Here is an 18,175-nt window from a genome sequence, read left to right as displayed (position 1 = left end):
GCGTAACTGTCAACCCGCTTCGAGTAAGCGCAGCGTCTCGTCGACTGCGTGTTGCAATGCGCTCAACAACGGATCGAGCGGCATCTGGCTAGCGACAGCCTGCTCAATCGCCTGCGCCGCCGCCGCCACCCGCACTGCGCCGACTTGGCGAGCGCCTCCCTTAAGGCGATGCGCAATTCGCCGGGTCTGTTCGGTGTCAGCATAAGCGATCGAGGAGGCCAACTGTTCGAGCTGCTGTTGAAATTCGCGCCGGATCAGCTCACGCGCCTTGACGGCCATTTCAACTTGATCCGAACCAAGCGCTGCCAGTAGTTCGCTAAAGACTTCCCAATCGATTACTTGATCACGAACAACCGGGCTCGCCCCCGTGATAGGCCTCATCGGTTGAGTGTGCGGCTGCAAGACTTGGCGCAAATCTTGCAGTCGCACCGGCTTGTTCAGAAAACCATCCATCCCTGCGGCCAAACACCGCTCTCGCATCCCAGCCAAGGCATACGCGGTCAGAGCGACGATCCGCGGCTGCCGGATCTGATCACCAAGCGCGCGGATCTGGCGGGTCGCCTCTTCGCCGTCCATTTCTGGCATTTGCAGATCCATTAGTACCACATCAAACGGATGCGACTGGACGGCCTGCACTGCTTCGCGCCCATTGGCGACAATCGTGACGTGATGGCCCAAAACACGTAACAAGTGCAGCGCGACTTGCTGATTGATCGCATTATCTTCAGCCACTAAGACACGCAATGACGCGGAGAGTTCCGGCGCTAGGTCTGCCTCCGGCGCTGAGACCGGCGCCGGCGCGGCAACCCCCTGCACCGGCAGCCGCAAGGTAAACGTTGATCCTTGACCCGGCTGGCTTACCACACTCAGCTCACCACCCATCAGGTGCGCCAATTGGGCACTGATGGCTAAGCCGAGACCGGTGCCACCCCGCCGCGTGCGTTCACCACCGTCAAGCCGGGTGAACGGCTGGAAGAGGCGCGGCAGTTGCTCAGCAGCGATGCCAATCCCGGTATCACACACAGCGAGCACCACCTGAGGCTGATCAGCGTTGGGATCAACCATATCAACCTTGACCAACACGTTGCCATGATCAGTAAACTTGATCGCATTGCTCACAAGATTGATCAAAATCTGGCGCAAGCGCGTGCCATCAGTTATCACCAACGATGGCAATGCCGGATCAATCGCTGCGGTAAATGCCAATCCCTTCCGCTCGGCGTCACGACGGAACAAAGTCATGACCGAGTCAACAATCGCCTGCAAATGAACCGGTTCAGCAACAATCTCAAGCCGCCCTGCCTCCATTTTAGACAGATCAAGCACGTTATTGACAATCGCCAGCAATGCCTCACCACCAACCCTGATCGTCTCGACTAACGAACGCTGCGTTTCCGGCAAGGCGCTGGTCAAGAGCAATTCAGCGCTAGCAATGACGGCATTGAGCGGCGTGCGGATTTCGTGGCTGATCGAGGCAAGGAAGGCGGAACGCGCTCGTTCGGCTTGTTCAGCCGCCTCTTTCGCGCGTAAGAGATCGGCGGCGATCTGCCGTTCGACGGTAATGTTACGACCCACAATCAAGCCGCCGCTGATCTGTCCCGCTGTAATCTCAACCGGTAACAGGGCCGTATCGAACACTTCACGGTTAAAAACATAATCAATATAGTAGGGAACGCCGGACAATACCTCATAACATAGCGGCAACAGCTCAGAGCGGTGCGGTTCGGGCAAGATATCCGGCAATAATCGCCCCTCAACCTGCGCAGCATTGACGCCAAACCGGGCTAATTCCGCGCCGGCGAGTAGCGTAATGCGCAGATCGGTATCGAACATCAAGACCACCGTTCCCGGCAACAGATCGGCCAGCATGCGGTAGCGCCGCTCACTGGCGCGCAAGGCCAGCTCGGTCTCTTTACTGCGGGTAATGTCTTGGAAGGTGCCACGCAGCTTGACGATCCGCCCGGCTTCCCAAACTGGCTGACCAATCGAGCGGATCCAGCGTAGATTGCCGCGCGCGGTGCGGAAGGGCAATTCCAGATCCCACGGCTCGCCGGTGGCAAGACAATGCTGGAATGCTTGATCGATCAGGTGATGAACCTCCGGCGGGTAGAACCACAATGCCGCTTCTGGCGAAGGTGGCTCGCCCACCGGTAACTCGTGGACAGCGAACATCTCTTCCGACCATACCATCTGCCGCGTCGTCAGATCGTACTCCCACCCACCGACACTCGCCATCTTGCCAACTGCGCGCAGCAACTGTTCGCGTTCGGCCAGCGCCTGTTCAACCGCTACTTGCGCAGTAACATCGGTTTGCAAGCCAACAAACGCTACCACCCGCTCGGTCTCATCCCGCACCGGACTGATCGCGAGTTGATTCCAAAAGGGTTGGCCATCTTTGCGATAATTGAGCAAACGGGTATAAATGGGGCGCGCGGCGGCGATCGCTTCGCGAACGCGCGCCACCACCGCCCGATCAGTTTGCGGCCCTTGCAAAAAGCGACAATTGCGGCCAAGGATCTCGTCCGGTGCATAACCGGTGATGGTACTGAACGCTCGGTTGGCAAAGATGATAGGATAATCAGGTTCGGCATCGGTCACAATCATCCCGCTTGCCATCTCATTGACCGCAGCCAGAAGAAAGCGGTTCTGCGCGCGCAACCGAGCTAGTTCCGCTTGCAACTCAGCCACTTGTTGGATGAGGTCGGCTAAGTGAGCGGATTCGTCAAAGTGAGACTGCGTCACCGAGCGCTCCATGCTAAATCCATAGCGATACCGCAGGTAAACATCACAGGGACAACACCTTGGTCATCGCTAACCCCGCACCGTCGCCTCAACCGGCGACAATATGCTGTTTACGCGATCCCATACAGCGCGTGAAGACGTACCGTAAAGAGAACCTTATTCCATCATACCATTCTCGGCCGTACTTTTATATCGCGCTGTCGTAGTTATGATGCTTGGATGCGGTATCATAATCATAGCAGAGATGTGTAGACACCTCAATCGCCGCCGAGCTGGCATGGGTCGCATCGTTTCTGTATCACTCATGGGCGCGCATCGGCGTACCTCTAACCACAACGCAAACGGTTAATCAGCTTAAATCTTTTCGCGCCATAAACACAGCGAGGGCGACGCCAGCGCCGCCCTCATCACGATCATCGCTCCTCGTAGAGCAGTGCCTATCAATGGAAAGACACGGCTACCCGACACCTCTATCAGCCTACTGCTGATGCCAGCTAATCCGCCGCCACTTGATCGAAAGCCGCTTCGGTCGACTCATAACGATCACGAGGCAACCACTCTTTTTCTTCCACAATCAGTTCAATCGTTTTGAGGCGACGACCCTGTTCGGCATCGTAGCGATAACGCACGCAGACGAGGCGATCACCATATATTGCCTGCAACTTCTTGGTTCCGCGTTGGCCGGGTTTCAGCTTCAGACGAGTGCGCATGATTGGCTCCGATGGATGTCTGTAATGAATACTTTCTCGTACTATAGCTGATCGGTCATACGAATTTGTTACCAAAACGTTAAGATGCTCCGGAATTAAGGTGAGCTACTTGGCCAATCCAGCCAGATCAATATGGATCGGCGGCTCATTCTCGATCCGTTCGACGAGAACCGCCAAGGATCGCGGCTGAACGTGATACATCTGATCAATCACTTGCAGCGGATCATGCAAGTTTGGTTGGGAGGTATCGATGACCACGTGCCATTCGGCATCGTCAGGCCAATCGGGCAAGATAAACGGCACCGCTTCATCACTAGCGTTAATCAACACCAGCAATACATCATCGCGCATCGGTTCGCCGCGTTCGGTGCGATCGTCAATCACCGCCCCATTGAGCAAGAGACCAATACAACGCAGGTCAGGTTGCTGCCACAGCTCGGCGCTCACCTCTTGGCCATCAGGGCTAAGCCATTCAACATCCCACTCGGCATGACCCAGATTACCGGCAAAGAAACGGCGCCGGCGCAAAACCGGGTGCGCGCGGCGGAAGGCGATCAGCCGGCGGGTGAAGTCAAGCAAGAGATTCGCTTCCGCATCCGCCCGCCAATCCACCCACGAAATTGGGTTGTCTTGGCAGTAGGCGTTGTTGTTGCCCTGCTGCGTGCGCCCGCGTTCGTCACCCGCTAACAGCATCGGCGTTCCTTGTGATAAAAACAGCGTAGCAATGAAATTCATCATTTGGCGCAACCGCAACGCGCGGATGTCAGGATCATCGGTTGGCCCCTCTACGCCGCAATTCCACGAGTTGTTATGCGTATCTCCGTCACGGTTCGCTTCGCCGTTAGCCTCGTTGTGCTTCTCGTTGTAGGAAACGAGATCGCGCAGGGTGAAACCATCGTGAGCGGTGACAAAGTTGATCGAGTGATAGGGCCGGCGACCGTTATGCTGATAGAGATCCATCGAACCCATAAAGCGCGAAGCAAATTCAGCCGCTTGGCCAGCATCGCCTTTCCAGAAGCGGCGAACAGTATCACGGTAGCGACCATTCCACTCGGCCCATGGCGATGGGAAGCGCCCCACCCAATAACCATCAAAACCGACATCCCACGGCTCGGCGATCAGCTTGACACGCGAAAGCACCGGGTCTTGCCGCACCATGGCAAAGAAGGGGCTAGGCTGATCCGAACCGGCGGGGCCACGGGCCAACGTGCGTGCTAGATCGAACCGGAACCCATCAACATGCATCTCGGTCACCCAGTAGCGCAGCGAGTCGAGCACCATCTGCAACGTGCGCTGGTTATTCAGATTGAGGCTGTTGCCGGTGCCAGTATCGTCGAGGTAGTAACGCGGCTGATCGGGCACTAACCGGTAGTACGAGGCGTTATCAATCCCGCGGAAGCTGAGAGTTGGGCCAAGATGATTGCCCTCGCCGGTATGGTTATAGACGACATCGATAATCACTTCGATTCCAGCGGCGTGTAGCGCTTTGACCATGTGCTTAAACTCTTGCACTTGCGCCTGTGGGTCTGTCTGGCTGGCATAGCGCGGTTCCGGGCTAAAGTAGTTGATCGGCTGGTATCCCCAATAGTTAGTCAGACCACGATCGGCCAAAAACTGATCGGTAATGAAGGCCTGCACCGGCAAGAGTTCGACTGCCGTGATCCCTAACGCTTTGAGGTAGGCGATGATCGAAGGTGAAGCAAGGCCGGTATAGGTGCCGCGCAAGGCTTCCGGCACCTCTGGATGCAGTTTAGTAAATCCCTTGACGTGCAGCTCGTAGATCACCGAATCGGCCAACGGAATATCGGGCGGTCGATCATCACCCCAATCGAAATGCGGATCGATCACGACCGAGCGCGGGACATACGGCGCGCTATCGCGCTTGCCAATGGTCAGATCACCGTAGGGGCTGTCAACGCGATAGCCGTAGTTGGCCTTATCCCAGCGCAATTCGCCATACAGGGCACGCGCATAGGGATCGATCAATAATTTGTATGGATTGAACCGATGACCCTGTTGCGGCGTGTAAGGGCCATAGACTCGGTAGCCATAAAGCTGGCCAGAGCGCAAACCGGGAATATACCCATGCCAGACATCATCGGTGCGTTCGGGCAGAATCACCCGCACCGCCTCGCGCGGCGCAGTTGGGCTATCGAAGAGGCATAACTCGACCCGGGTGGCATAGGCCGAAAAGAGGGCGAAATTCACCCCTTCGCCGTCCCATGTCGCGCCAAGTGGATACGGACGGCCCGGCCAGACATCGGTGATATGCATGATCACAACCTCCATAAAAAGGCAGGCAGCGAGCAAGCTGGCCACCAACAGCCTCCTGCACGCTGCCTTGCGAAAGAGATCTGCGCGTGTGATTAGTCGTTCTCTTTTCGTTCACGCGAACGGAAGACAATGACGATTGGCGTTCCTTGAAACCCATAACGTTCGCGCAGCCGGTTTTCAAGGTAACGAGCATACGACCAATGCACCAACTCGCCATCATTGGCGAAAAAGAGGAAGACCGGCGGTTCAGTTTGCGGCTGGACTGCATAGTACAAACGCAAATGAGCGCCTTTCTTGACCGCCATCGGTGGCTGTTGCAATACCGCTTCCCGCAAGAAGTTATTCAACTCGCTGGTCGGCACCCGCTTCTGGCGTTGCGCATACACTTCGCGAGCATAGTCGAGCAGATGGCTGACACGCTGGCCGGTTAGCGCCGACACGAAGACGATGGGTGCGTAATCAACAAACTTGAATGCCTCGCGCACGCGGTCTTCAAATTGGTAGTACGCATGCGAATCTTTGACGACCGCATCCCACTTGTTGACCACAAGGATGATGCCTTTTTTCGCTTCGACCACCATCCCGGCAATATGAGTGTCTTGGGCCGTAATACCTTCGGTGGCATCGATCAGCAGCAGCGCCACGTCGCACCGTTCAATCGCGCGCAGTGTGCGCAACACGCTGTACTTCTCGATCCCGCGCTCGATCTTACCAGCACGGCGGATGCCGGCGGTGTCAATCAGTGTGATCAGCTCGCCGTGATACGTAATCGTGGTATCAATCGGATCGCGGGTCGTGCCGGGAATAGGGCTAACCACACTGCGCTCTTGGCCAAGCAACCGGTTGAGCAGCGAGGACTTGCCGACGTTAGGCCGGCCCACAATCGCCACCCGCAGATGGCGCTCTTCCTCCTGCTCAAACGTCTTGGCCGGCAAATGCTCGGTAAGCCGGTCGAGCACATCGCCGGTGCCTAGACCATGAAAGGCGCTCATCGGGATCGGATCGCCGAGATTGAGCGCATAAAACTCAACCGCATCGAGCATACGCTCTTGGCTATCGCACTTATTCACAGCCAACACCACCGGTTTGGCGGTGGTGCGCAAAATATCGGCAACCTCAGCATCAGCCGCGGTCAGACCGTCGCGCCCATCAACCATAAAAATGATGGCGTCGGCCTCGGCAATCGCGTGTTCGGCCTGAGCACGAGTGCGGCGATTGATCTCTGCTTCAGGCAGCGTTGGATCGTCATCGCCAAACAAGATGCCGGCAGTATCGACAACCGTAAACTCTCGCCCGTTCCAGAACGTATCACCGTACAAGCGGTCACGGGTCGTACCGGGAATATCTTCAATGATCGCACGCCGCTCGCCGATCAAGCGGTTGAAGAAGGTTGATTTGCCAACATTCGGGCGGCCTACGATGGCCACAATCGGTTTTGTCATAACTCCTCCCGGACGCTGACAGGGATGCGTCCTCTTGGTTCTATTATAGTGGGTATTGGGCGCAGGCTGGCAGCAGGTTGCCGGTGGAGCAGAGCAGTTATGTTTTACCGCAGAGGACGTTGAGGATGATCATCATTCCGCGCCATTTTACGCTCTTGGCACGCTTTACGTCTTTGTTCGACGGTCTCGGTGGAGCAAAAAAGATTTGCAGCACTTCAGACACACTTAGCAATGACAACAAAGGAGTGGGCAGACAGCTATCTCCCATTGACTCAGAAGGCATTATCCTATGATCGACGCTCTTCTCAGTATTCTGATCTTCCAACTGATCGGCGAAGTGTTAAGCCGCGGTCTCAACCTGCCGGTTCCCGGCCCGGTGATCGGCATGCTGCTGCTCTTTGCTGTCTTGCGCTGGCGCGGCGGGCCACCTGAACCGCTCAGCGCTACTGCGAACAGCATATTAGCCCATCTACCGCTCTTGTTTGTGCCGGCAGGAGTAGGCGTGATGGTTCATTTGCCGTTGCTGGCCCGCGAAGGGGCACCCTTGTTGGCAGCGATTGTCATTTCGACATCAATCACGTTACTGATGACCGGCCTGACCGTACATTGGCTGCGCCGGAGAAAGTGATGGCACACTATGGATGATCGTATCTTTTCGATCTGGGTCTATCTTGCCCAAACTCCATTGCTCTGGTTAACAGCGACCATCGCCATCTATCGAGCAATGACGTTGATCAGCCGCCGGTTAGGTTCACCGCCGCTGCTCAATCCGGTACTGCTCTCGATTATCGCGCTAGTCAGTATTTTGCTGCTGACCGGCACCCCTTACGCCACCTATTTTGACGGCGCGCAATTCGTGCATTTTCTGTTAGGCCCGGCGACGGTAGCGCTGGCCATTCCGCTCTACGAGTCAGAGCGCACGTTGCGTCGGATCTTCTGGCCGGCGCTAGCCGGCCTCATCGTTGGCTCGGCAACCGGCATCACAGCGGCAGTGCTTGCCGGGAGGCTGGTGGGTCTGTCCGAGCAAACCCTGCGCTCGCTGGCGCCGAAATCGATCACGACGCCGATTGCGATGGGCATTGCCGAGCAATTAGGCGGCCTGCCGTCGCTGACGGCAGTGATCGTGATCGTTACCGGCATGATGGGGGCACTGTTTGGCTGGGAGTTACTCGGCCTCGTTGGTGTACGCGACGATAGCGAGCGCGGCTTTGCGCTAGGATTGGCTTCGCACGGTCTTGGCACCGCACGCTCGTTGCAATTCAGCAGCGAGGCCGGCGCATTAGCCGGTTTAGCAATGGGATTAAACGGCGCAATGACCTCATTGCTCGCGCCGTTGCTGGCGCGATGGCTAGGTTTATAAAGGGTGAGACGGCGACATAGCGCCCGGTGTGACGACGGCGTGCGCCGATCTGTAGGCGGCTCGTTTCAAGCTCGCCGCCTACAGACGCTCCATCGTGCCGTCGGGCAACCAACGGATGCGAACGCCGTTAATTTCCGTCCAACCCTCTAAATCTTCTTCCTCTTCCTCCTGCGGGACGAGCACCGGGCCGCGATCCTGCGACCAGAGGATCAGTTCGTCAATTGTATACCAGCCGGCGCGATAATGCACCTGATCGGCTGGGTTCAGCCAGAAGCGAATCTGGCCATCCATCCATTGCCAACGCTCAAGCGAGCGCCACTCCTTGCCCTGATCGCTCAGGACGACCTTAACCTCCTCCAACATGCGCAACAGTTCGGGCAGCGAACGCGGCGTACCGTAGCGCAGTTGCAGCAGGCGCTGGTTAATCGCGTCCCGCAGTCGTTCGAGCTCAGATATGCTCAAACGGTCTAGATCGAAGTCAGTCACTGCGGCTTCCTTTCCCGAGTGTCGATCCGGAATGTGCCCCTTGGCACGGGACCGGCCCGCTTCGACACCCCTAAGCAGAGTCCATGGGTTTGGTAGCGCGCACTGCGGTGTGCGTTGATCGCCCGCCTGTCCCCCACATGTATGATACCCCAATTTTGTTACAACATCCTTTCCAAGCGGGGGGTAGCGCAGCGATGTTTGTCCCTGCCATAATAACGCAAATCGGCGCTGCGGAGTTGCACATTTCCCACTGCCAGCTAACTTTTCAGTCATTTTTCAGGTTGGGTAGCCAATTCGAGCGCGCTGAGCAAGAGCATCGCTTCAGCCACACTGTTACCGCACATATCAGGATGTGGTTGCAACCGGACGCACACCGCCGGACGTTCCGGCTTGCCGTACAGCGCGCAGCGATTGTCAGCCGTTAACTGCACACAGCGCACTCCTGCCGGTTTACCATGAGGCATACCCGGTATCGGTGACGAGATCGAAGGAGCGATGCAACATGCGCCACACCCAACCCGACATTCCATCGCATTCCCCCCTCAGTAAGAGCGTATAAGTTCATCAGGGCTAAAGAGGTCACCCTGCCGAGACCCGCTCAATCCGCAACCCGTTAATCTCGCGGCCACGCACCGCCCAGCGCCGGTGATAGTGCGACTCAAAGACGGCCAACTCGCTGGGTGAGGCCGGTCGCGCACGCAACGTCGGAAAGTTTGGCAGCAGCTCTTGCATCAGTGCAAACAGGTCTGGATGGTCGGTGAGAAAGCTGAGATAGCCGCCGGGTACGAGCACGCGGGCAGCGCAGGCCAACATCTGCGGCGAGACGAGCAACTGGTTCCGTTGCCGATTGCGCAGCAACGGCGGTGGAAAGTGGAGAATGATTGTTGCTAGTGCCGCATCGGGAATGCGCTGGTACAGAAGCCGCGCATCGGCGTGAATGAAGAGAATATTGGCCAGATTCAGCGCCGCTGCCCGTTCAACCGCGCGGTAGAGCGGTTTGGCTACAATATCAACACCAACGAAACACGCCTCTGGTTGCGCTGCCGCCAGTGCGCAGAGATATTCGCCGGTAGCGCAACCGAATTCAAGCGTCAACGGTGCGCTGCGCCCAAACAGGTCGGCGCTCAGCAGCGGAAACCGTTCGGGTGTATGGTACAGCGCATACGCTGGCCACGAACGATAATAACGCTCCGCCAACTCTGGCGGAGGCGCGGTAACTTTCAACCGAGCAGGATAGCGACCACGACCCATAGTTGATTGGCAGATATCAAGCTGGGCAGGCGCGCATAAAGTATGCGCTGCTCATGCGCGCTTTTACCTCAACTAATCTTGTAATCGCAACAACGCCAGCGCCATGACCGTCGCCCACGCCAGCACCTTAAACTCACCGGCAGCCAACGCCTGCCGCACTTCATCAACCGTCAATAAGACCAATTCCTGCGCTTCGAGATCGTCGCTCTCATCTTTGCCAACAAATGTCGCACCACGGGCCAAATAAAGGTGGGCTACGCCAGCACCGCGGTTGCCATCAACAGCATAACGGCCAAGATGTTCCCAATCAGAGGCAGCATAGCCGCTCTCTTCGCGCAATTCGCGCTGCGCCGCCAGCAACGGATCCTCACCCGGTTCGAGATACCCGCCTACCGGCGCCAGCGACAATCCCTCGACGGCATACTTCTCTTGCCGGAAGAGCACAAACTTCCCATCACCTGTAAGAGCCGCCACATTTACATACTCAGGCGTCATCACCCATTGCCAATTCGGGATTTCACGCCCATCTGGCAACACCACATGATGCCGCTCGACGGTGAGAAATGGCGGCTGATGGAGCAAGACTTCTCGTTCGCGCACATGCCACGCTGGCATAAGACTATCCATCTCTTTCATGTAGACGCGGTATCAACAACTGGGTCACGGTACCACCAGCCGGATCGGCTATGATCCGCAGGTGGCCGTGGTGAACGCGCGCCGTCTGGCGAGCAATGGCCAGTTCGATCGTATGCGCGCGCTGCGTTTGCGCCGAGACAGTTTGTAGATCGGTATTGGGCGGTAGACCGGGATCGGTGATCTCGATCCAAACGTAGCGTTCATCGGCACCACTATTGATACGAATCACACCGCCGTGCGGCACTGCTTGCGCTGCGGCAACGATCAGATTGACCAACGCGGTATGCAGCAAGCTCGCTTCGCCGGCAGCCAGCGGCAGCTCAGCGATCTCAGCAATGAGAACAATATTGTTATTCCGTATGAAGTCACGTTCAGCGATAATAACCGCCGCACGCGCAATCGCGGCCAAATCCACCGGCTGAGCCGGCAACTGCTCAAGCTGCGCGAAGCGTTGCAATTGGCGCGCACTGGCCGCGCCAATCTCTGCCGCGCTCTCGATCATCTGCAAATCGGTGACTTGCTCCCCGACTGCATCAAGTTCGAGCAATTGCGCACGTCCTACAATAACCGTCAATAGATTATTGATATCGTGGGCAATGCCTGCCGCCGCCAAACCGAGTACTCGTGCTTGCTTGATGGCTGGATGAGTGACAGCTAATACCAGTTCGACGAATGCGGCCTCATCGGGCCAGAGCGGGCGTGAGCGGCCAGTAATGCTCAGCGCGTCTCTGGTCAACGCCTGCCCATCAATTGCCGGTTGGAAGGCAAGACCAAGACAATTCTTGAACACCTCAGCCAACAACGCGCTACGCTCTTCACCGGCAGCGTACCGCGCCTTGATCTGCAAGAGCATAGATTGCCAGATCACCTGCCGCGCTGCATACCGCCGGGTATGGATGACATCGACCCATGGCGCAAGCTGATCGAGCAACGCTGGCGCAACCGGCGTCGTATCCGGTACAATGAGACCGCCACACACGCTTCCGCGCGCAGTCAGTGGCTCCCAGCACCCGTCCATTCCCATCCATTCACGCAAGAGCGGAGCTTCAGCTAACGCCGTTCGGCTCGCCGGAAATGGCCAGTTCGGCGCTAAACGTGCCGCCCCGCCGGCAACTGGCCACGCCACCGACCCGATGATCAACCACGTGGTTGGAGGCAACCATTGCGCCAGAACGCCACACAATCCCCGTTCAGTCACCGTCAATGGCGAGAACTGGCTCAGGGCGATATACGGCTCGGTGACTGAACTGTGATGATCTTGCGTCATACAGACAGCTTGATCTGCCTCATTATTCGCTGCGGCTGAAGGCCATCCCGCGCAGGCCGCGCAACCGCTGCACCACAAAGACTACCGCTATAATCGCCAATACCACTAGCACCAGTTTCTGGTACTGGTCAACAATCTCGATCACAAATTCCCAGTTAGCACCCAAAATGACGCCACCGATGGTGAGCAGCGATGTCCAGATGGTCGAACCGATGGTGGTGAAGAGCAAAAACCGGCCCATTGGCATACGATTCATCCCCGCCGGCAGCGAGATCAGGCTGCGAATAATCGGGACGACCCGCCCGCCAAGCACAATCACATCGCCGTGGGTGGTGAAGGCATGCAGCGCTTTATCGAGATCCTGCTCCGACAGCAGGAAGAAACGACCATAATTGCGGAAAAAGGGCCGCACGAGCGGCTCGCCGGCCAGCATCCCGATATAGTAGAGCACAATCGCGCCCAAGACCGAGCCAAGCGTGCCGGCGCCAATCGCCAAGAAGAGATTCATTTCGCCGCGACCGACCAAGAAGCCGGCGAAGGGCATGACTAATTCAGAGGGGATCGGGGGAAAGAGATTTTCGGCTAGCATCACTAGTGTAATGCCGGGATAGCCAATCGCCAGAATAATGCTTTCAATCCAGAGGCCAAGCTGTTCCAGAATCCGACCCATGCAGGCATTCTCCGTATGGCTTATGTTCTATTGCGCCGAAGTGCGCTTCAGGTATGGTAGAGGATCGCTGGGCCGGCGTCAAGTGGGAAACGAGGCAAAGGCGCAAGGGCGCGAAGGGGCGCAGAGGTCGCAACGTGGCGAGGTATGGTTATCACGCCGCAGCGGGCAATATGCTCCCCACCCCCGGCCCCGCCATCACACGGGGGGAGGGCCCCCCACCCCCAGCCCCTCCCCCACAGGGGGGGAGGGGGGATGGCTCCGCCGCCACGAGGGGGGAGGGCCCCCCACCCCCGGCCCCGCCACCACACGGGGGAGGGGGGATGGCTCCGCCGCCACGAGGGGGGAGGTCGTTGCTCCCGCTCGTGCGGGGGATTGCGTCGGGTGCGAGTGGGTCACGCGCTGTGCATCCCTGCTCGCCCCTTGCGATGACATTCGGCACCTGCCGACAGTGCGAGGGGCTAGAACGTTGGGAGTATAATAAGCGTTGCACGCGCATTCCTTGGTATGCTGCACGTTCTTGTTCCAGTAAGAGGTCAGCATGGACAACACGCACCGCTCCCCTCGCTTTTGCCCGCACTGTGGTGCTCTGTTGCCGCCGGGTGATCCGAAGTTTTGCATTGAATGCGGGCATGCGCTCAGCGCAGGGCCAGCTATTATGCCGCCGCCGTCAAGCGCAGGACGTATGACGGTGCGCTTGCCGAATGCGCGCGTCGAGCAGAGCGTGATCGGTGGCACGGTCAAGCTGCCCTCTTCCGGCGCAATCCCGCCGGGGATGTGGGTGCTCGATGAGCCGCCGTCAGCTCAGACAGTGGTGGCAATCTATGCGCCATTGCGCGCTGTCGTCGGCGGCTGGAGCGGGTTGAGCGGCCAAGGCTGGCGGCGAACGGAACGGCAAGCGCGGGCGGGTTCACAGATGGCATTTACCTTTGTGGCTGAACGGGTCTGGTTTCCGGCGCCGGGTTGTGGCGGCGGGTTGCAGTTGCACGTCACGATTGCCGCGACTGCTCAAGCGCACGAGGGGCGAGAACGGCTTGGTTTTCGCTATCGTGAAGGTGACGATTCGCCAATGGAGGTCGCGCATGCCGAGTGGCGCGCCGGTGATGGCAAGACGGTGGTCGAGCACCCAATTCCTGCGATCCAGATTATGGCTCCACCTCGTATTCCGCGCGTCTCGGATATCCGCGAGACGATCCGGCAGGTGAGCCGGAGCGAGGCCGATCGCTGGGTTGATGGCAGCGTCACGCGCGGCATCTACCAACTAATGGGTGGCGATGTACAGCAACGCACCCCTGCCGGGCGCGGCTTGCTGCTCGTTGAGGTGGTCGAAACCGAACGGCGCAATTGGTTACAGCGCCTCTTTGTGTTGACGCCGAGCCACTACCGCGCACGGATTGAACGCCCGTTTACCGCTGAACTCGGCCAATGGAAGCAAAAGGTGAATGAGATCCAACGCGAAGCAGCGAGTCTCGGCCTCGATATTGAGACGGATGCCGCTGTGGAGTGGTGGCTTGACCGCTATGGCTACGATGGCGTGATCTTCACCGGTGCGCGGCAGCGGTATCATTACGATCACGTGATCGTCGCTTTCCGGCGCGGGCAATTGGTGCGGGTGCGATGAGCATCACGCCAACGCTTCCACCACTGCTAGCAATCGCTCTGGCCATTGCGCCCCCGCCAACCGCCGGTCGAGCCGGATCGATTGCTGGCCAAAAGCTAACGCCTTGTCACGCGGGAAACGGCGGCGCAGCCGTTCGCGCAGGTTCGGCGAGAGCAGCGTAGCCAGCCGAATCAGAAAGAGGTCGCCTTCAGTCGTGATCGAGACCACCCCCGCTTGCAGTGCCAACAACCGAATCTGCAACCAGAAGATCAAGTGCAGCACCGGTTCGGGCAACGGCCCGCCAAAACGGTCGATCAGCTCTTGGCGCAAGCTACGTACCTCCTCAATCGTGGCAGCATCGATCATCCGCTGGTACACCGCCAGTCGCACTCTCTCATCGGCGATGTAGGTGGGCGGAAGATATGCATTGAGCGGCAGATCGATGGTTACCAGCGGCGCAACCAGCACTTTTTCCGAAACAGTGGGAGCACGCAGGCTTTCGGCCATCTCAGCCGCGGTGACTGTTGCGGTCTGATCGGCGGCAGCATCCACCTCATGCTTGAGTTTGCGCACCGCCTGTTCTAGCAAGCGCGAGTAGAGGTCAAAGCCGACGGCAGCAATATGACCTGACTGCTCGGCCCCCAACAGGTTACCAGCGCCGCGTATCTCAAGGTCACGCATAGCAATACGAAAGCCCGCCCCTAACTCAGTTGCTTCTTGAATTGCCTCTAGCCGCTGGCGCGCGTCAGAGGTCATAAACCGGGCCGGCTGGTAGAGCAGATATGCATAGGCCCGCGTCGCACCGCGCCCTACTCTGCCGCGCAACTGGTAGAGCTGGGCCAAACCGTAGTTGGTGGCATCGTCAATGATGATGGTATTGGCGTTGGGCACATCGAGGCCGCTCTCGATAATCGTGGTGCAGACCAGCACGTCATAGCGCCCCTCGAAAAAGTCCATCATCACCCGTTCCAGCTCGCGTTCGGGTAATTGGCCGTGGCCGACAGCAATACGCGCTTCCGGCACCAGCCGGCGCAGCCGCTCGGCGACGTGGTAGATACTCTGCACTCGATTATGCACAAAATAGACCTGCCCCTCGCGTTCGAGTTCGCGCCTGATGACCTCTTGCACCAGATGATCATCTGCGGGCACGACGTAGGTCTTGATCGGGATACGATCTTCTGGCGGCGTATCAATCACACTCAGGTCACGGATCCCTGAGAGTGCCATATGCAGCGTGCGCGGGATAGGGGTAGCCGTCAGAGTCAGTACATCGACCTCAGCGCGCAGCAGTTTGAGCCGCTCTTTGTGGCGCACGCCGAACCGCTGCTCTTCATCAACAATCACGAGGCCAAGGTCGCGGAACACTACATCATGCGAGAGCAAGCGATGAGTGCCGATGATGATGTCGATCTTGCCCCGCGCCAGATCGCGCACGATAGCATCTTGCTCTCTCGGCGAACGAAAGCGTGAAAGCATCTCTACCGTCACCGGGAAAGCGGCCATCCGCTTGCGGAAGGTATCGAAATGCTGCTGGGCGAGTACGGTTGTCGGCACCAATATCGCCACCTGCTTGCCGTCTTGCACCGCTTTAAACGCCGCCCGTAGGGCAACTTCCGTCTTGCCAAAGCCAACATCACCGCAGACCAACCGATCCATCGGCGTAGACTTCTCCATATCAGCCTTCACCTCAGCAATCGCACGCAGTTGGTCATCGGTTTCGAGGTAGGGGAAACTGGCTTCCAACTCACGCTGCCACTCGTTATCGGGCGAAAAGGCGTAGCCGGGCTTGAGCTGACGCTGGGCATAGAGCCGGAGCAGCTCTTCGGCTAGCTCTTGCACCGCAGCCCGCACTTTGCGCTTCGTGCGTTCCCAATCTTGGGTGCCGAGACGGGTCAGGGTAGGCGGGCCATCGCCAGCACCGATATAGCGGGTCACACGATCAATCTGGTCAACCGGCACATAGATTTTATCTTCGCCGGCGTAGCGCAACACCAGATATTCACGTTCAACCTCACCGACGGTGCGTCGGATCATGCCATCAAATACGGCAATCCCGTGCTCAATATGCACCACGTAATCGCCGGGCTTGAGCGAGCGCAAAAAGGCGTTGCGGTCGGCGAGATTGGCCTTGCGCCGCCGTTCGCTCAGCGGGCGGCGCTGGCGAATACCGAAGATCTCGCTATCGGTGAGCAAGGTCAAACGCAGATCGGGCAAAGTAAACCCAGCCTCAAGACCGCCGTGGATCGGCACAAAACGACCGGCTGTCGTCTCGCCGGCCACCTGCTCACCAACCAACTCTTGTAAGCGAGCAGCTTGTGCCGTCACCGCCACCACTAGCTCACCGGTGCGCACCTGTTCCACGATCGTATCAATCAAACGGCGCAATTGCCCGCCGTAAAGTGGTGGCACCCCAAACAGCGGCGGCGTGATCGCATCAGGGTGTTCGTTGTGGCTCAGATCGGCAACGATCAGCGTCGCAGTATCCGTTAGCCCCAATTCCTCCCAGCGCAGATAAGGGCGGGGAAAATCTGCCGGCAACTCGCCTAATGCAATCAACTGAGTACGATAATCAGACGCCTGCGCATCGATTTCATGAGCATGTTGCGCCAGCAAATGAGCTTCAGCCAGCACCACCATACTTGCTGGTGGCAAATAATCGAGCAGCGTCGCTGGCTGGGGCAAGAAAAAAGGCGCGTAAAAGGCGCGGCCTTCAAAGCGCTGGCCCTCGGCCAGTTGAGCGCGGGCCGCGGCCCACTCCTCGCGTACCTCGCGGCGCAACCCGCTCAGATCGAGCGCATCGATCCGGTGCAACGCATCAGTAACCCGCCAGAGCGGAGTCTCATGCGGCGGGCCAATCTCAGCCTGTTCTAGCCGCTGCTCACTGCGCTGGGTGACCGGATCAAACCGGCGCAGACTATCGATCTCATCATCAAACCACTCGACGCGCAACGGCAACTCATCACCCGGCGGCCACACATCGAGAATAGCACCACGCCGGCTCACTTCACCGGGAGCTTCGACCATAGCCGCGCGCTGATAGCCATTGGCAAGCAGCGCCTGCGCCACCTGCTCAACCGGCAGCCGCATCTCGCGCCGCAACTGGATCGTGGCCGTATCGAGTTCGGCGGGCGGCAACGTTGGCTGCATCAGCGCCTTCACCGAGGTGACAATCACACCATTCACCGAACTAGCGCGCAAACCGCGCAACACCGCCAACCGGCGCCCGATCACATCAGCGCCGGGAGACATTTGCTCGTAGGGCAACGCATCGGCAGCGGGGAAGAGCCAGACTTGATCGGGTGCCAACCACTGGCGCAGATCATCTGCGGCGCGCTGCGCACTCTCGGCGCTGAGGGTCACGTAAAGCACCGGCTTGGCCTGCCGACGGGCCAAAGCCGCCACCAACGCCGGACGAGCCGCTGCAAACACGGAGGCCACCGTCTGATACCCGGGGCGCAAGGCAGCCGCCAGCGCCGCTAACGCGGGCAGGTCGGCGATTACTGCACCGAGCGCGCTGACACTGGTCAGCGGGAGTTGGGTGTAGGTTGTTGGCAGTGTGGTCATGCGATTATGCTGTCCGGTACTGGAGGTTGATGTTTTACCGCAGAAGGCGCAGAGCTTGATGTTTATTTATCCTTTGCGGCCTTCGCGCCTTTGCGTTTATGATCCTTTGCGGCTTTACCCGCGTTGCACGGTCACCATCCCGAACTAATTTAGTATAGTAGCACGAACAACAACAG

At 58.4% G+C, this 18,175-nt stretch carries 14 protein-coding genes; 3 read left to right on the top strand and 11 right to left on the bottom strand.

Translation table 11 applies throughout. The annotated features are described in order from the left end of the window. Positions 1-9: 9 nt before the first annotated feature. From Q1A59_RS14295 to der, 4 genes are all read right to left on the bottom strand, one after another. Complete coding sequence (locus Q1A59_RS14295; protein WP_299645159.1) at positions 10-2,742, bottom strand: ATP-binding protein; 2,733 nt, start codon at positions 2,740-2,742, stop codon at positions 10-12. A 494-nt stretch (positions 2,743-3,236) separates the two neighbouring features. After that, on the bottom strand, positions 3,237-3,452 hold the full coding sequence (locus Q1A59_RS14290) for a hypothetical protein (protein WP_298402249.1): 216 nt from the start codon (positions 3,450-3,452) through the stop codon (positions 3,237-3,239). 105 nt (positions 3,453-3,557) lie between these two features. After that, positions 3,558-5,726, bottom strand: a complete 2,169-nt coding sequence (gene glgX, locus Q1A59_RS14285; RefSeq protein WP_366917420.1) for a glycogen debranching protein GlgX — start codon at positions 5,724-5,726, stop codon at positions 3,558-3,560. A 92-nt stretch (positions 5,727-5,818) separates the two neighbouring features. Next, on the bottom strand, positions 5,819-7,168 hold the full coding sequence (der, locus tag Q1A59_RS14280; protein ID WP_298402245.1) for a ribosome biogenesis GTPase Der: 1,350 nt from the start codon (positions 7,166-7,168) through the stop codon (positions 5,819-5,821). A gap of 289 nt (positions 7,169-7,457) precedes the next feature. Between der and Q1A59_RS14275 the strand changes: the two genes are divergently transcribed. Further along, complete coding sequence (locus tag Q1A59_RS14275; RefSeq protein ID WP_298402243.1) at positions 7,458-7,796, top strand: CidA/LrgA family protein; 339 nt, start codon at positions 7,458-7,460, stop codon at positions 7,794-7,796. A gap of 9 nt (positions 7,797-7,805) precedes the next feature. Further along, positions 7,806-8,528, top strand: coding sequence for an LrgB family protein (locus Q1A59_RS14270; RefSeq protein WP_298402241.1), 723 nt, complete (start codon positions 7,806-7,808; stop codon positions 8,526-8,528). A gap of 78 nt (positions 8,529-8,606) precedes the next feature. Here Q1A59_RS14270 and Q1A59_RS14265 read toward each other — a convergent pair whose 3' ends face one another. From Q1A59_RS14265 to Q1A59_RS14240, 6 genes are all read right to left on the bottom strand, one after another. Then, entirely contained in the window at positions 8,607-9,014 is a 408-nt protein-coding gene (locus Q1A59_RS14265; protein WP_298402239.1) for a hypothetical protein, read from the bottom strand. A 269-nt stretch (positions 9,015-9,283) separates the two neighbouring features. Then, entirely contained in the window at positions 9,284-9,544 is a 261-nt protein-coding gene (locus tag Q1A59_RS14260) for a YkgJ family cysteine cluster protein (RefSeq protein ID WP_298402238.1), read from the bottom strand. A gap of 49 nt (positions 9,545-9,593) precedes the next feature. After that, positions 9,594-10,265 (bottom strand): tRNA (guanosine(46)-N(7))-methyltransferase TrmB, encoded by a 672-nt coding sequence (locus Q1A59_RS14255; protein WP_298483249.1) that lies wholly within the window; start codon positions 10,263-10,265, stop codon positions 9,594-9,596. 72 nt (positions 10,266-10,337) lie between these two features. After that, complete coding sequence (locus Q1A59_RS14250) at positions 10,338-10,880, bottom strand: NUDIX hydrolase (protein ID WP_298404688.1); 543 nt, start codon at positions 10,878-10,880, stop codon at positions 10,338-10,340. Between the two features lie 4 nt (positions 10,881-10,884). Then, on the bottom strand, positions 10,885-12,168 hold the full coding sequence (locus Q1A59_RS14245; RefSeq protein ID WP_299645157.1) for a sensor histidine kinase: 1,284 nt from the start codon (positions 12,166-12,168) through the stop codon (positions 10,885-10,887). 22 nt (positions 12,169-12,190) lie between these two features. Continuing rightward, a complete protein-coding gene (locus tag Q1A59_RS14240; protein WP_298404684.1) occupies positions 12,191-12,838 on the bottom strand; it encodes a DedA family protein in 648 nt (215 codons plus the stop codon). A gap of 538 nt (positions 12,839-13,376) precedes the next feature. On the opposite strand from Q1A59_RS14240, the gene Q1A59_RS14235 reads away from it, so the two are divergent. After that, positions 13,377-14,456: a zinc ribbon domain-containing protein gene (locus tag Q1A59_RS14235; protein WP_298406273.1), complete on the top strand. Its 1,080-nt coding sequence runs from the start codon at positions 13,377-13,379 to the stop codon at positions 14,454-14,456. Positions 14,457-14,459: 3 nt separating this feature from the next. Here the strand turns inward: Q1A59_RS14235 and mfd are convergent, their stop codons facing one another. Beyond that, the gene (mfd, locus tag Q1A59_RS14230; RefSeq protein WP_298406275.1) at positions 14,460-17,999 is read right to left on the bottom strand and encodes a transcription-repair coupling factor; all 3,540 of its coding nucleotides are present in this window, start codon (positions 17,997-17,999) and stop codon (positions 14,460-14,462) included. Positions 18,000-18,175 lie beyond the last annotated feature (176 nt).

Origin of the sequence: uncultured Chloroflexus sp. (genome assembly GCF_937951745.1) — a bacterium.
In the GTDB taxonomy this organism is placed as follows: domain Bacteria; phylum Chloroflexota; class Chloroflexia; order Chloroflexales; family Chloroflexaceae; genus Chloroflexus.
Note: the sequence above shows the minus strand (reverse complement) of the source record. Positions and strands in the feature narration are given on the sequence as shown.

Coding starts and splice junctions, on each gene's coding strand:
- Q1A59_RS14270 (WP_298402241.1), top strand. CDS start 7,806: ATGGATGATCGTATCTTTTCGATCTGGGTCTATCTTGCCCAAACTCCA.
- Q1A59_RS14240 (WP_298404684.1), bottom strand. CDS start 12,838: ATGGGTCGGATTCTGGAACAGCTTGGCCTCTGGATTGAAAGCATTATT.
- Q1A59_RS14275 (WP_298402243.1), top strand. CDS start 7,458: ATGATCGACGCTCTTCTCAGTATTCTGATCTTCCAACTGATCGGCGAA.
- der (WP_298402245.1), bottom strand. CDS start 7,168: ATGACAAAACCGATTGTGGCCATCGTAGGCCGCCCGAATGTTGGCAAA.
- Q1A59_RS14235 (WP_298406273.1), top strand. CDS start 13,377: ATGGACAACACGCACCGCTCCCCTCGCTTTTGCCCGCACTGTGGTGCT.
- mfd (WP_298406275.1), bottom strand. CDS start 17,999: ATGACCACACTGCCAACAACCTACACCCAACTCCCGCTGACCAGTGTC.
- Q1A59_RS14245 (WP_299645157.1), bottom strand. CDS start 12,168: ATGACGCAAGATCATCACAGTTCAGTCACCGAGCCGTATATCGCCCTG.
- Q1A59_RS14260 (WP_298402238.1), bottom strand. CDS start 9,544: ATGGAATGTCGGGTTGGGTGTGGCGCATGTTGCATCGCTCCTTCGATC.
- Q1A59_RS14290 (WP_298402249.1), bottom strand. CDS start 3,452: ATGCGCACTCGTCTGAAGCTGAAACCCGGCCAACGCGGAACCAAGAAG.
- Q1A59_RS14255 (WP_298483249.1), bottom strand. CDS start 10,265: ATGGGTCGTGGTCGCTATCCTGCTCGGTTGAAAGTTACCGCGCCTCCG.
- Q1A59_RS14250 (WP_298404688.1), bottom strand. CDS start 10,880: ATGCCAGCGTGGCATGTGCGCGAACGAGAAGTCTTGCTCCATCAGCCG.
- glgX (WP_366917420.1), bottom strand. CDS start 5,726: ATGCATATCACCGATGTCTGGCCGGGCCGTCCGTATCCACTTGGCGCG.